This is a genomic window from Pseudomonas syringae (genome assembly GCF_023278085.1).
GTDB lineage: Bacteria > Pseudomonadota > Gammaproteobacteria > Pseudomonadales > Pseudomonadaceae > Aquipseudomonas > Aquipseudomonas syringae_Q.
Genome location: NZ_CP066265.1, coordinates 795,841 through 810,004 on the forward strand (window position 1 = coordinate 795,841; position 14,164 = coordinate 810,004).

A 14,164-nucleotide genomic window follows, 5' to 3' on the forward strand; every position below is an offset into this window, starting at 1 on the left:
ACCGTTCGTCGCTTGGTATGAATCAATCAATATTAGCGACTGCGCTCGACGCCGGTGATGAGTGGGTGTAATCGACGACCGCATTAGTGTGAGCGACTTCACGAATATTTTGCCCGGCAGGGAATTTTCCGCTTTGCAAAGTGTCTTTGTCGGAACTGATACAAATTGCGACAATTTTTACACCTTTAGTTGCTCTGTCTCAGTGGTCGTACGTCGAGTTTTTCGGCCAGCAATTGTTTATCGCGCCTTATCCAGCACGTGACCTGTGTGGCCTTTTACATGGCTCGCAGGCGCGAATGTGTGCCCCGCTTCTATTGCCTCATGCTCATCCACAAGGGTGAGCCTGAATCGTGCCCGTGTGGGCTGTTTTCGATTAGTCAGACTTGCTCCGAGACCTTGAATATGGACGTTCGCCAATTTGAATTTCTGTCGCGCCAGCCTTCGGCTCAGACGGCCCCGCGCGCCAGCTTCATGGGGATGCCCAAGCGCTTGCTGGCATTGCTGCTGGCGAACGTCATGTTCTGGCAACCGGTCTGGGCGCAGGCCGAAGGCATTGCGGTCAGTGGCACTACAAACACCTCCATAGGCCAGGCTGGCAATGGCGTGCCGGTGATCAACATCGCCGCGCCCAACGGGGCCGGGCTGTCGCATAACCAGTACCAGCAGTACAACGTCGACAGCAAAGGCGTGATTCTGAACAACGCCACCAATGCCGTACAAGCCACCAAGCTGGGCGGCAATATTCTCGGCAACAGCCAACTGGGCGGGCGTGCCGCCAGTACCATCCTTAATGAAGTCACTGGCGCCAATGCCAGCCAGCTCAATGGTTATACCGAAGTGGCCGGGCAGGCGGCGCGGGTGATCATTGCCAACCCGTATGGCGTGAGTTGCAACGGCTGCGGCTTCATCAATACCCCGCGTGTGACCCTCAGCACCGGCAAGCCCGTGCTGGATGCGAATGGCAAGCTCGATCACTTCGCGGTAGACGGCGGCAGCATCAGCATCGACGGCCAGGGGCTGGATGCGAGTGCTGTCGATCAGTTCGACCTGATCACCCGATCGGCGAAAATCAACGCCGATATCTATGCCAGACAACTGAATATCATCACCGGCGCCAACGACGTTAACGCCGACACGCTGGCGACCACCGCGCGTGCCGCCAATGCTGCCGACACGCCGCAACTGGCCATCGACTCCTCGGCACTGGGCGGCATGTACGCCAATGCGATCAAGCTGGTCGGCACCGAGCAGGGTGTCGGCGTGAAGACGGCGGGGAACATGGCTGCCAGTGGCGGCGATATCCAGATCGATGCCAACGGCCACCTGAACATGGCACAGGCCTCGGCGCAGGGTGCGCTGAACGTCAACGCACCCAGCGTCGAAATGACCGGCAAAACCTACGCGAGCAGCGTCAACGTGCGCACCCCCGGCGAGCTGGTCAACCAGCAAAGCCTGGCGGCACGCGAGCGGGTCGAGATCAATGCAGGCAAGGTCACCAACGCGGGCACCATCGCTTCGGGCATCGAGGCCGACAACAGCCGCAACGCCACAGGTGACGTCACAATCAACGCGCCGATGGTCGCCAACAGCGGCAACATCGAAGCCAGTCGCGCACTGACCATTAACGCGGCTCAGGCCCTGAACAATCAAGGCGTAGTGCAGGGCGGCGCTGTCAACCTCGCCAGCGGCCAGATCACCAATCAGGGAGTGGCGGCACGTCTCGTCGGCGAACAGTCGCTGTTCATCTCTGCCCCTGCCATCGTCAACCTGTCCGGCGTGATCCGTTTCGCTACCGGGCAGGCGGCCAGCCTGCAACTCGACAGCCTCGATAACCGCGAAGGCCTGATTCAGGCAACGGGCGGCAGCCTGGCGATCAGCGCGGGCGCACTGGATAACAGTGCCGGTCAGATCGATGCCGACAGCCTTACGGTGGCGTCCACCACGCTCAACAACCGCTCCGGCCTGCTGTCAGCCCGTGCGGGCGATGCACGTGTGACGGCGACTGGCGCACTGGACAATACCGGCGGTACCGTTCAGGCGCAGAACCTGCTGAGCGTCAACGGTGGCAATGTGCTCAACCAGAGCGGCCGCCTGCTGGGAGCGGGCATCGACGTGACGGCGCCGGGCGCACAGATCGACAACCGTAGCGGCCTGATCCAGGCATCGGGCGGCAGCCTGGTAATCAACGCGGATACGCTGGATAACAGTGCCGGTCAGGTCGACGGCACCAGCCTTACTGTGGCGTCCACTTCGCTCAACAACCGCTCCGGCCTGTTGTCAGCCCGTGCGGGTGATGCACGTGTGACGGCGACTCGCGCACTGGACAACACCGGCGGCACTGTTCAGGCGCAGAACCTGCTGAGCGTCACGGGTGGCAATGTCCTCAACCAGAGCGGCCGCCTGCTGGCGGTTGCCGGCAATCTCGACCTTAACGCGACAGGCCTGGATAACCGCAGCGGCAGCGTGCTGGGGGCGGGCGTCAAGGTGAGCGCACCGGGTGCGCAGATCGACAACCGTGGCGGCAAAATCGTCGGTGACCGCATCGACCTGAACGCCGCCGGTCTCGACAACCGCGAGCAAGGCCTGCTGGCCGCCAGCACGCAGGGCATGGCCCTGAGCTTCGACCCGACCGCGAGCCAGGCTCAGTTGCTCAACAGCGGCGGCCAGATCCAGAGCGACGGCAGCCTGCTGGTTAGCGGCGCATGGCTGGACAACAGCGCTGGGACGCTGCTGGGCCAGAATGTGCTGATCGACGCTTCGCGCCTGATCAACGACAACAACGGCGCACTGGTCAGCAATGGCGGCGACGTCACCCTGAAGATCAGCAACCTGCTGAGCAACATGACCGGCATCATTGATGCGGGCAGCAGCCTGGTCACGATCAGCGGTTCGTCTGACCTCAACAACCAGGGCGGCAGCATTCGCGGCAATCAGCTGAGTCTGCAAGCAACCACCCTGCGCAACGGCCAGCAGGGCCAATTGGTCGCAGGCAGTGGCGGGCTGGTCTACACCGGCAGCACGCTGGACAACAATGGCGGTACGCTGCTCAGCAGTGGGGGCACCACACGGCTGGAGTTGGGCAGCGGCACCGTCAGCAACGTCGGCGGTACGATTCAGGGCGACACCGTAAGCGTCACCGCCGGCTCGCTGGACACCAGCAGCGACGGCAGCAAGGCGGGCATGCTCTCAAGCCTGGTCGACAGCCTGACCCTGAACGTGGACGCGCTGACCAGCGATGCGGGCAAACTCTTCGCCAGGACCTTGCTGGTATCAACCGGCACCACCCTGTCGAACACCAACGGCAGCCAGCTAAGCGGCGACAGCGTCAACCTCACCGCGGCCAACCTGATCAACCGCGGCGGCCTGATCGAATCCAATACCACGCTGAATCTGCAAGGCGGCTCGCTGGACAACACCTCGGGGCAATTGCGCGCCTTGGGCAACCGGGTCAATAACAGCAACGGTGCCAGCGCACTGCGCGCTCTGGCCACCGACACCAGCACGTTCGATTTCGCCGGCAGCATCACCAACCAGAGCGGCCGTATCGGAGTCGGCAATACCGACTTCGCCCTGAAGGCCGATGCGCTGGACAACCGCGCAGGCAGCATCGAGCACGCCAACACCGGCCTGTTGACCCTGGACTTCAATCGGGTCACCGGCGCGGGGGGCAGCATTACCGCGCTGGGCAGCGGTGACTGGAATTTCGGCGCTGTCGACGGGCTGGGCAATGTGCAGCTCAACAACGCGTTGACCTACACCAGTGATTCGCTGGCGCTGCTGGCCGGTGACCGGCTGGCCAGCGGCAGCGGACTGACCCTCAACCTGAACAGCCTGAATAATGGCGGCGAACTGCTCAGTGATGGCGACCTGGTCCTCAACCTTAACGGCGATCTGACCAACAGCGGCCGCCTGTCTGCGCAGAACCTGCTGACCATCACCGCCAACAACGTCAGCCAGAACGGTGGCCGCATTGGCGCGGGCAGCGATACGCGCCTGAACCTCAGTGGCACCCTCGACAACCTCGGCTACCTGACCGCGCGCCAGAACCTGCGCATCGACGCGGCACAGATCGAAAACCGCGGCACGTTGGGCGCACAGGGCACCGTCAACCTCAATGCCAACAACGCCATCACCAACAGCGCCGACTCGCTGCTGTTCAGCGGCGGCGCCATGGCCTTACGCACCGGCACGTTCAGCAACCTGTATGGCGATGTCTACAGCCGTGGCGACCTGAGCATAGCCAACCTGGACGGCAGCGCCGCACAACGCTTCAGTAACCTGTCCGGCACGGTGGAAAGTGAAGGCGCTATCGCAATCAACGCCGCCTCCGTGGAAAACGCCAAGGCCGAGTTCGAACTGGGGCAGAGCATCGTCACCGGCAGCCTGGACTGGCAGTGCAGCCAGCACTGCGGCGGTCATGATTCGTTCAAGCGTGGTCACATCACCATCAACCAGACTTTTGTCGAAAGCGCCATCAAGGACTCGCCATCGGCGCGTCTGGTCGCCGGCAAGGATCTCGATGTGCAGGCCGACAACGTCCAGAACCGCTACAGCCTGCTGGCCGCCAACGGTAACCTGACGATCACCGCCAACGACCTGCTCAACCAGGGCGCTTCCGAGCGCACCGGGCAGAACACCATCAAGATCAGGGCGCAGGGCCGCGTCAACACCGGCTATTGGGATCAGATGGATTTCATCGACGTCCCGGCCTTCAACGCTGCCGTGGCGGCCGGCAATTTCGACCCGGTACGCTTCGAGGAGTTGAAAAGCCGTTCCACTGACAGCCGGTTTATCGAACAGAGCAACGTCACCGTCTGGAGCGACGATCCGCAACCCAAATACGCCGCCACGCTGCAAGCCGGTGGCACGGTCAACCTGAACGTCGCGCGCACCGTGCAAAACGGCTCGCTGCGCGCCAACAACACCCCGGAAATCCTCACCGGCACCCTCGGCGAGGATCAGACCGCCCTCAAGGTCGGCGGGATCGACATCACCATCAACAAGCAGGCCTCCGAGGCCAGCGCCGCCAGCGTGGCATCCGTTCAGCCGGTGCAGCGCGTCGCCGCCGACGGCAGCGTGCAGACCGTCTTCACCCCGGTGGACTACAGCGGCATTCCGTTTGCTGCTGTGGACCCGACCGCAGGCGCGACCTTCCAGTTGCCGAAGGGCGACTACGGGCTGTTCATCCGCAACCCCGATCCGACCAGCAACTACCTGATCGAGACCAACCCGAACCTGACCAACCTGTCGCAGTTCCTCGGTTCCGATTACATCCTCAGCCAGCTCAACATTAACCCTGACAGCAACTGGCGTCGTCTGGGCGATGGTCTCTACGAACAGCGTCTGATACGCGACGCCGTGCTGGCGCAAACCGGCCAGCGCTTCCTCGCAGACGGCCTGACCAGCGACTACGACCAGTACCGCTACCTGATGGACAACGCTCTGGCCAGCAAGGACGCCCTGAACCTGAGCCTCGGCGTCTCGCTGACCGGCGAACAGGTCAGCGCCCTGACCCACGACATCGTGTGGATGGAAAACCGTGTCGTCGATGGCCAGAAAGTCCTCGTGCCGGTGCTGTACCTGGCCCAGGCCGACTCACGCAACGTACGGGGCAACAGCCTGATTCAAGGCCGTGACCTGAACCTTATTTCCGGCGGCGACCTGATCAACGTCGGCACCCTGCGCGCCAGCAACAACCTCAACGTCAGCAGCGGCGGCAGTATCTATCAGGGCGGCCTGGTCGACGCAGGCAACAACCTGCAGATGACCGCCCAAGACAGCATTCGCAACGCGATGGCCGGGGAGATCCGTGGCGGGCGAGTGAGCCTCACCGCCGTCAAAGGCGACATCCTCAACGACCGCACGGCGATTCAGGTCGGTGACGGCGTCGGCATGCGCACCGTGACCGACACCGGCAGCACCATCACCGCCCGCGAAAACCTCGCCCTCAACGCCGGTCGCGACATCACCAACTACGGGGCCATGAGCGCCGGTGGCGACCTGTCGCTTAAGGCTGGCAATGACATCAATCTGCTGGCCAAAACCGACAGCAGCAAGGACTACCAGATCATCACCGGCGGTCGTAAGTCGACCATGACCACCGACGTCAAGAACCTTGCGTCCACGGTCAGCGCCGGTGGCAACGTTAGCATCGACGCTGCGCGCGACGTCAACGTCCTCGCCAGCCAGGCCAAGGCCGGCAACGACCTGATCATCAACGCAGGCCGCGACTTCAACGTCAGCTCGGCCAGCGACTCGCACAACGTCGAAACCCGCACCAAACACAACAACAAACGCACCCTCGAAGAAAACGGCCAGACCACCCAGCTCGCCAGCGAACTGACCGCAGGCAACACCTTCATTGCCCAGGCCGGGCGCGACACCAAACTCGTCGCCAGCAAGATCACCGCGGGTAACGAAGCCTACCTGTACAGCGGCAACACCCTGAGCCTGCTTGCGGCTCAGGACAGCACGCACACCCTGTACGACATGAAGAAAAAGGGCAGCTTCGGCGCCAAACAGGCCCAGCGCGACGAAGTTACCCAGACCACCAACGTCGGCACTGAAATTCGCACCGCAGGCAACCTCACCCTGGCCAGCAACGGCGACCAGCTGTACCAGGTCGCCAAGCTCAGCAGCGGCAAGGACCTGACCCTGCAAAGCGGCGGGGCAGTGACCTTCGAAGGCGTGAAAGACCTGCACGACGAGAGCCATACCAAGAGCAAAAGCGACATGGCCTGGTTCTCGATGAAAGGCAAAGGCAACACCGACGAAACCCTGCGCCAGAGCGAACTGGTCGCCCAGGGCCAGACTGTGATTCAGGCGGTGAACGGGCTGAAGATCGACGTCAAGCAAGTCAATCAGCAAACCGTTAGCCAGACCATCGACACCATGGTCAAGGCCGATCCGCAACTGGCGTGGATCAAGGACGCCGAGCAGCGCGGGGATGTGGACTGGCGGCAGGTGAAAGAGCTTCACGACTCGTTCAAGTACAACAACTCGGGCATGGGCCAGGCGGCGATGCTGGCGGTGATCATCATCGTCACCGTGGTGACGGCGGGTGGGGCGAGTGCGCTGGCAGGAGGCGCAGCAAGCGCGACCGCAGGTTCGGGAACCGCCATGGCGGCGGCGACCACCACTGAGGCTCTCGCAGCAGGCGCTACGTATACCGCTGCCGGCTGGGGCAACGTAATGGCCACGGCAGCCCTCACCTCCATGGCCAGTACCGGCGCGGTCAGCGTCATCAACAACAAGGGCAATCTGGGCGTCGCGCTGAAGGACACCTTTGGCAGCGACAGCCTGAAAAACGCCACCATCGGCGCGCTGACCGCTGGCGCCTTGAACTACGCAGACAGCACCTGGTTCCAGGGCGCGAGCCCGGCCAACGGTGACGGTGCGAAGGTCATCACGGGCGGGTCGGTACAAAATCCGGGCTACGCCAAAGAATGGCTCAGCTGGCAGAAGGCGCAGGACGCAGTCGTGCGCAGCGGCACGCACGCCGTTATCGAAAGCGGCATCTCCACCGCCATCAACGGCGGCAGCCTGAAAGACAATCTGGGTTCGGCGCTGGTGTCGCAAGGCTTTGACCTGGCCGCTGCGGCGGGTAACAAGAATCTGGGCGACTTTGCGGACTTCATGGAGCTGGACCCAGGCTCGGCGGAGAAAGTCTTCCTGCACGCCATGCTGGGTGGCGCATTTTCAGCCGCCCGCGGGGGAGACTTTAAAACAGGCGCCATTGCTGCCGGAGCGGCTGAGGGGTTGACCGCCGTTGCAGCCGACGGCATGGGTAAATACCTTAACGCCCGCTTCGTAACAGACGAGCAGTTCCGGGTCGCTACGGCGCAGATCGTCGGTATTGCGGCGGGGTCGCTGGTCAACGGCGATCCGAACGATGCGGCGTGGGTGGCGGGGAATGTTGAGCGGTATAACGAGCAACTGCACCCGAGGGCAGTTGAGCTTATCAAGAAAGAAGCGCCGCAATTCGCGGCTGACACGAATATCCCTACGGCAGAAGCCGAGCAGCGTCTGGCGCAAGCAGCGGTCTACAAAACCGACAAGAACTGGAACGGGGTGATGACCGAGAACGGCAATGTGCCGGACGAGACCACCCTTAAATACCTGGGCACTGCACTGGCACCGATGGCTGGCCAGTACGCCGCGCCAATTTCATCCGATGTACCGACCACACAAACCGAAAGGGTGTACACACCGGCTGAAACGTCCACGTTGCTCAACCAGTTTGCGGACACCAATCCAGCAAGGTACGCCGACACCTCAATCAACTCGATCAACTTTCAGGGCGCCTATAAGGGTGACCTGACGTACGACTATGCCCGCTTCTACGACAGAAACATCGCTGTTTCCTACGACCTCGGTAACACGGTCAGCGGCGGGCTCTCCGGTACATGGCAGGGCGCCAAGGCAGCCATTTCCAATACGGTGAGTTCTGCCTGGTCGCTGCTGAGCAGCCCGGTGCAGAGCAGTGAGCAACTGGCCAATGGCGTGATGTCACTGACCAAAAACCCTCTCGCCTCCGCATGGAACAGCCTTGAGTCAAGCCAGAGCAAGGAAGGGCTGGCAACTGCTTACCAGATGCAGGGCAACAACGAAGCGGCTGCTGCGATCCGCAATCAGGGCAATGTGGAGTTTGGGCTGAACCTGGTACCGGTAGAGCGGGTTGTTTCGCTGGCTAAGTGGGGAACGGTTGCCAAGGGGGGAGACGAATTCGGCTTTGCAGGAAAGTCTACCGAAGAGCTTTTTGATACGCCGCCTATCAAGCCGATTCCGGTTCCCGGAGATTACGATCTTGTAGGTGCAAAAGGAAGTATTGTCAGCGATTCTCGACTCCCCGAGTGGTATCGCTTAGATGGAGCGGCAGGTGCCGATCTTGTTGTCTATGATGCCGGGCTGCCTGAGGGAGGTCGCCGCATTATCAACACCCGTACGGGCAACTTTGAAGTGTTGGGTGCAGATGGTAAGGTGTATTTCGATGGGCCTACTGGTTTAGTTCCCAAGGACGGCGGCGTTCTAGCTACGCTTTCAAGCGCCGAGAAGGCGAGTGGTCCAAAAGGTGCTGGGACGGTTGAGACGAAAGCTGTTCAAAGCAGTGAACGAATACTCTCTGGCACACCAGGCCAAGTTACTGGTGGTAGTTCGTCTAAGCTCGGGAAGAATTTAAATGAAGATATGGGTCGAAGCCGCTCTGATTCATGGTCTGGCTATCAAGCTCAGCATCTAATCCCCTCCGAATTAAAGCGTCATCCTATATTGGAAAAGGTTGGTATAGATTTAGATGATGCTTCGAATGGAATATTCCTGCCCGCCAGCAACGCAAAGCCAGAAGGACTGGTTAGCAGTATGCCTAGGCATACTGGCAGTCATCCGAATTACACTGAAGCTGTAAGGCAGAGTTTGAATAGTATGGATGGGAGTTTACCAATTGATCAATTACAAAAGCAGGTTTACGACTTGCAGGTCAAGCTGAGAGATGTAACTAAATCCGGCATGCCTGTAAGAAATATTGATGGTGCTAAAACAGAAGTGTGGTTGAAATGGATAAAAAAATAGAAATTGGTGAGAATACAGACCTAGTAGCTGAAGTTCTAGGGTTTGTGAAGAGCGGTAGCCTCTTGAAGATATCCGGCCGGGCTTCTTCAGGTGGCGCAGTTATTAATGATCTTAACGCGGCGAAGAAGTATGCCTGGGATAAGGTTTATGGTGAAGAAGAGTTTACTTGGGCAGATTTGCGCTCAGAAAAAATGAGTGAAATTTGGAGTATTGTTTACAATGACGGGAGCAAGTACTCGGAGGTGGATAGTAAACTTTCAGGTATCTTGGATGAGCTGGATCGAGAGGTTCGAATTCAACTCGATCAGCAGCATAAAGAGTTGTTAGATGACATCGTGTCTGACTTAAAAGGATGTTTATATAGTCGAGCGGTTTTAGGGAGGAATAATAATTTTTTCGAGAATGTTTTTATGATCTATCAGAGCGGTGGTTGGCCATGTGGCTGGAAAGGTGATTGGCCGAATGGGCAGGCGATTGCTTATTACATTGCTTAGGTGGTGCAAAAGGGCCAGGCTCTGCTGGTACGGGCACGACGGCGGGTAGTAATGTTGCAAGTACAACGCCTAAAGCTGGTGTTTTTTGGAATAAAACAACAGTTCTAGATAGGACTGTTACCAAGCTTGAGCTTGAAAAAGGATTGGGAGTTCATGTTGAAATAAGTATTAATGGAGATTGGTCATCTTGCGTAAGCGGCCCACACATTGTCTTTGGACAAAGAGCAAATATGCAGTTTGATTTCTATCGTGATGGGCTGATTGGCTTTAGATTTACAGTTGTAAGTTCCGTGAGTTCCGATCTCACTGCCCTTAGGGAGTTGCATGACCAAATACTTAGAGGCTTGCTAGGTAGGCCTGATAAAGAAAATGAGAATATGATTTCTTATGATTTTTTTTGGGGGTTGTAACTTTTTATCTAGATCCGAGAGGAGGCTCTTGTTGTGTTGGTGTGCGTTGGAATTGAGGGGGTGGGGGTTTTGATGGAATTTGCTCGTGTTACAAAAAATAGGCGCCTTGGAAGATTTTATTGAAGAACTCGTAGAGCTTGGTTCACTAGCAATGGTCGATTTCTTAGGGTGTATAAAAGCTGATATTGCAAAAGCGACCAACAGTGAAGCCCAAAATGGTCGTCTGACAGTGCAACGCGTTTAAGGTCGCTCTTTAAAAAATAGAATTTTTTAATCCGTAAGGTTGTTTTCTAGTTTACGCTGACCCGTTTTTAGGTCGGCAACGACATCAACCTGCTGGCCAAAACCGACAGCAGCAAGGACTACCAGATCATCACCGGCGGTAGTAAATCGACCATGACCACCGACGTCAAAAACCTTGCGTCCACGGTCGTTGCCGGTGGCAACGTAAGCATCGACGCTGCGCACGACGTCAACTTCCTTGCCAGCCAGCCCAAGCCCGGCAACGACCTGAACATCACAGCAGGACGCACCTTCAAAAACGTCACACCCACCAGTCAGTCCCATTCCTGCCAAACGTCGCATATCCTCTTCCTTCCACGCATAATCCCACTCCTCCTACACAACCCAAACACCACAAAAAATGACCCTCCACATCCGCCCGGCCATCCCATCAGACACACCCGCCATCAGTCGTCTGATCCTGACCACGCTGCGCACCAGCAATGCCATTGATTACCCCGCCAGCGTTATCGAGCGCGTTGAGCAGAGCTTCACCCCAGAAGCGTTAGCAGCATTGATGTTGCGGCGCCGAGTGTTTGTCGCCGTGGCGGAAGACACTGTCATCGGAACCGCCAGCCTCGACGGGCGGGCTGTGCGTTCGGTGTTTGTTGATCCCGAATGGCACCGGCAGGGAGTAGGGCGGCTATTGATGACAGAGGTCGAGCGGGTTGCCCGTGAGAATGGCGTGGTGTCTCTGGTGGTGCCATCGTCGTTGACTGCACAGGGGTTCTACGTCGCACTCGGCTTTGAAGTCGTGCGCGAGCAGCAGGATGGCGAGGAGCGCACCTTGATCATGGAGCGGAAGTTAAGCGTCTGAAGTTTACCGCGTGTCAGGCGGTGACCTCTTGAATTTCCTGCAGCTGGTAGTGCGCATACAGCGTGCTGGCGATCAATGTGCAGAAGACTTTCAGGGTGTCGAGCGTGTCGTGATCGTCGAGTTGCGCCGGCAGGGTGTCCAGGCCGCACAGCGTGCCGAAGAAATCACCGTTAGGAAAAACGATCGGTAGCGAGAAATAGCTCTGGAAGCCGTAGAGTTTCGGAACGGGGTGTTCTGCATAAACCGCATCGGTAGCCAGCTCGTTGATGACAATGGGCTGCCTGTGCTGGCGCAGTTCATTGCACAGCGTGGTTTCAAGCTTGAGCTCGTGACCCGCTTCCAGTCCGAAATTGATTTCGTCGTAGACGGCGCAGGCGGTCCAGCTGCTATCGGTCACTTTCGCAATCGCCGCAAATCTCAACCCCGTCAGCCGGGTAACCAGCCGCAGGAGGCTGGAAGTGGCCTCGATTTCACTGATGACTGCCAGCTCTGCTGAAGTCAGGTTGCTGTTCAAAATGTATCACCCTGGTCATAAAAGCACTCATGCAGCCTTGGCAGTACGCCTGGCGGTGCCGGTCTTGTGCAGAAGGTGATCGTGCCATATCTGATCGAGGCTTACATAACTATCTTGGTGGTTACCCGAAACTATTTAGTATCAACTTTTAGAAAATTGCGCGAACGGTCATGCAGACAAGACTGCACTTTTCAGCTTGCCTGCTGCCATACTGCCGTGCCAAATGATCAAGTCTTGAATCGTAATACCAAATCGTTCAGATTTACCGCCAGCTCCGAAAGCTCGTTACTGGCCTCCAGCGTCTGACGGGTGCCCTCGCTGCTTTGTACCGCAAGATTACGGATGCTGATCAGGCTTCTGTCCACATCCCGCGCCACATGCGCCTGTTGTTCGGAGGCGGCGGCGATTTGCAGGTTGCGGTTGTTGATCTCCAGCACCGAATCGGTGATCTGGCGCAGCGATTGCCCAGCGCCCTCTGCCGTTTTACGAGTGTTATGAACTTCCAGAGTGCTCTTCTGCATTGATTCAACGGTGGCGGACGAGCCCGCCTGAATCGCCGAGATCATCTGTTCGACTTCTTGGGTAGATGTCTGGGTGCGATGTGCCAGCGCCCGAACTTCATCAGCCACCACCGCAAACCCGCGACCCTGCTCACCTGCGCGAGCGGCTTCGATGGCGGCGTTGAGTGCCAGCAGGTTGGTCTGCTCTGCAATCCCGCGAATCACGCCCAGCACCTTGCTAATGTCCTGTGCCTGACCGGCGAGGGCGGTGACCTGTGCGGATGAACCTTCGACCAGTCCGGTCAGGTTCTGCATAGCAGTCAGGGTTTCCGAAACGCGCTGGTTGCCCAGGTCGGCAGAGACGCTGGACTGCTGAGCCGCTTCGGAGGTGGACGTAGCATTACGAGCGACCTCTTCTACGGCAGCACTCATTTCGTTTACGGCAGTTGCGGCCTGTTCGATTTCGCTGTTCTGTTGCTGCAGGGTGCGGTCGGCACTTTCGGTGATCGAGGTCATTTCGACGGCGGCGGTGCTCAGTTGAGCCGACGCACCGGAGATTTGCTGAATGGTGTCGCGCAGATTGTTCGACATCATGTTCAGCGAGTTCATCAGGCGCGACGCCTCGTCATTGCCGGTGACTTCCAGTTGTCGGGTCAGATCGCCTGCAGCAATGTCTTCTGCGAGTTTCAGGGACGCGCTGATCGGATCGACAATACTGCGGGTCAGTGCAATCGCAAGGAATACCGTCAATATCGAGGCAATAATTACCACGATCAGCAGTACATTGACGCTGTGGTCATAAACCGCTGTGGCGTCACTGCCTGAGCGTTCGGCCTCTTTCGCGTTCTGCCCACGCAGAGTGCTGAGGTCGGACTGATAGGCATTGGCTCGCTGGACTTGCTCGTTGTTGGCGAAAGACAGGGCTTTTTCGTGATCCGTAGCGTCGGTGGTCACTATTTGCTTAACGCCCGCTACGTAATTGTCCATCTTGTTATGGGCTGCCTCGAACTGGATTCGGTCCTGCTCGCCGGAAATCAGATGCTGCCGGTAGAATTCACTGCGCGATTGCAGGGTATTGATGGCCTCCAGAGCGTTGCTCGCCGCGGTGCTTCGCACGGTCGGGTCAGTACTGGCCAGCATGCGGATGCTTTCCAGCCGGGCATGGAGCAGGGCGATCTGAATATCGTCGACGACCTGAATGCTCGGCAGCGAGTTCTCCTCTATGTTCTGCTCTGCCCCGCGCAGGTGACCGATCTGAACATACGAAAACCCGCCCAGGCCTATTAAAATCAGGGTGATGATGCCAAAGCACAGGGATGCTCTGCGCGAGATATTCAACGATCTGAGGTTCATATCTGCCTCCAGCGGCAAAAACAGGCGGATGGGTGAAAAGCCCTTTCCAGTAACGGGTTTTCTGCCGAAGACGGGAGAGCTTTAATTAAAAGGCATGAAAGTTATTTCATGCCTGTGTCACGTCACTGGATGTGCTGAGTTGACGTTAAATAAGCGTGTTGATCGTTGAGGGTGTAAATGATTGCGCCCCTGAACTTAAGTATTAACTCTAATTTCACTAATTCGGT

Annotated in this window: 7 protein-coding genes and 1 pseudogene; 5 read left to right on the forward strand and 3 right to left on the reverse strand. The window is 58.3% G+C overall.

Going from position 1 to position 14,164, the window contains the following annotated elements:
* Window positions 1-402: 402 nt before the first annotated feature.
* From I9H07_RS03680 to I9H07_RS03695, 4 genes and pseudogenes are all read left to right on the forward strand, one after another.
* Window positions 403-9,459: pseudogene (locus tag I9H07_RS03680) on the forward strand (DUF637 domain-containing protein); the annotation flags it as partial.
* 92 nt (window positions 9,460-9,551) lie between these two features.
* A complete protein-coding gene (locus I9H07_RS03685) occupies window positions 9,552-10,061 on the forward strand; it encodes a hypothetical protein (RefSeq protein WP_063885122.1) in 510 nt (169 codons plus the stop codon).
* The gene (locus I9H07_RS03690; protein ID WP_236425810.1) at window positions 10,022-10,471 is read left to right on the forward strand and encodes a hypothetical protein; all 450 of its coding nucleotides are present in this window, start codon (window positions 10,022-10,024) and stop codon (window positions 10,469-10,471) included. The genes I9H07_RS03685 and I9H07_RS03690 overlap by 40 nt, the downstream gene beginning before the upstream one ends.
* A gap of 85 nt (window positions 10,472-10,556) precedes the next feature.
* Window positions 10,557-10,715 (forward strand): hypothetical protein, encoded by a 159-nt coding sequence (locus I9H07_RS03695; protein ID WP_161936339.1) that lies wholly within the window; start codon window positions 10,557-10,559, stop codon window positions 10,713-10,715.
* A 26-nt stretch (window positions 10,716-10,741) separates the two neighbouring features.
* Here the strand turns inward: I9H07_RS03695 and I9H07_RS03700 are convergent, their stop codons facing one another.
* Entirely contained in the window at window positions 10,742-11,056 is a 315-nt protein-coding gene (locus I9H07_RS03700; RefSeq protein WP_236425536.1) for a hypothetical protein, read from the reverse strand.
* A 58-nt stretch (window positions 11,057-11,114) separates the two neighbouring features.
* Here I9H07_RS03700 and I9H07_RS03705 point away from each other — a divergent pair, with 58 nt between their 5' ends.
* Entirely contained in the window at window positions 11,115-11,570 is a 456-nt protein-coding gene (locus tag I9H07_RS03705) for a GNAT family N-acetyltransferase (RefSeq protein ID WP_236425537.1), read from the forward strand.
* Between the two features lie 13 nt (window positions 11,571-11,583).
* Here I9H07_RS03705 and I9H07_RS03710 read toward each other — a convergent pair whose 3' ends face one another.
* Together I9H07_RS03710 and I9H07_RS03715 are read right to left on the reverse strand one after the other, a co-directional pair.
* A complete protein-coding gene (locus tag I9H07_RS03710; RefSeq protein WP_024673529.1) occupies window positions 11,584-12,084 on the reverse strand; it encodes a GAF domain-containing protein in 501 nt (166 codons plus the stop codon).
* Window positions 12,085-12,311: 227 nt separating this feature from the next.
* Window positions 12,312-13,937, reverse strand: a complete 1,626-nt coding sequence (locus I9H07_RS03715) for a methyl-accepting chemotaxis protein (RefSeq protein WP_024673528.1) — start codon at window positions 13,935-13,937, stop codon at window positions 12,312-12,314.
* Window positions 13,938-14,164 lie beyond the last annotated feature (227 nt).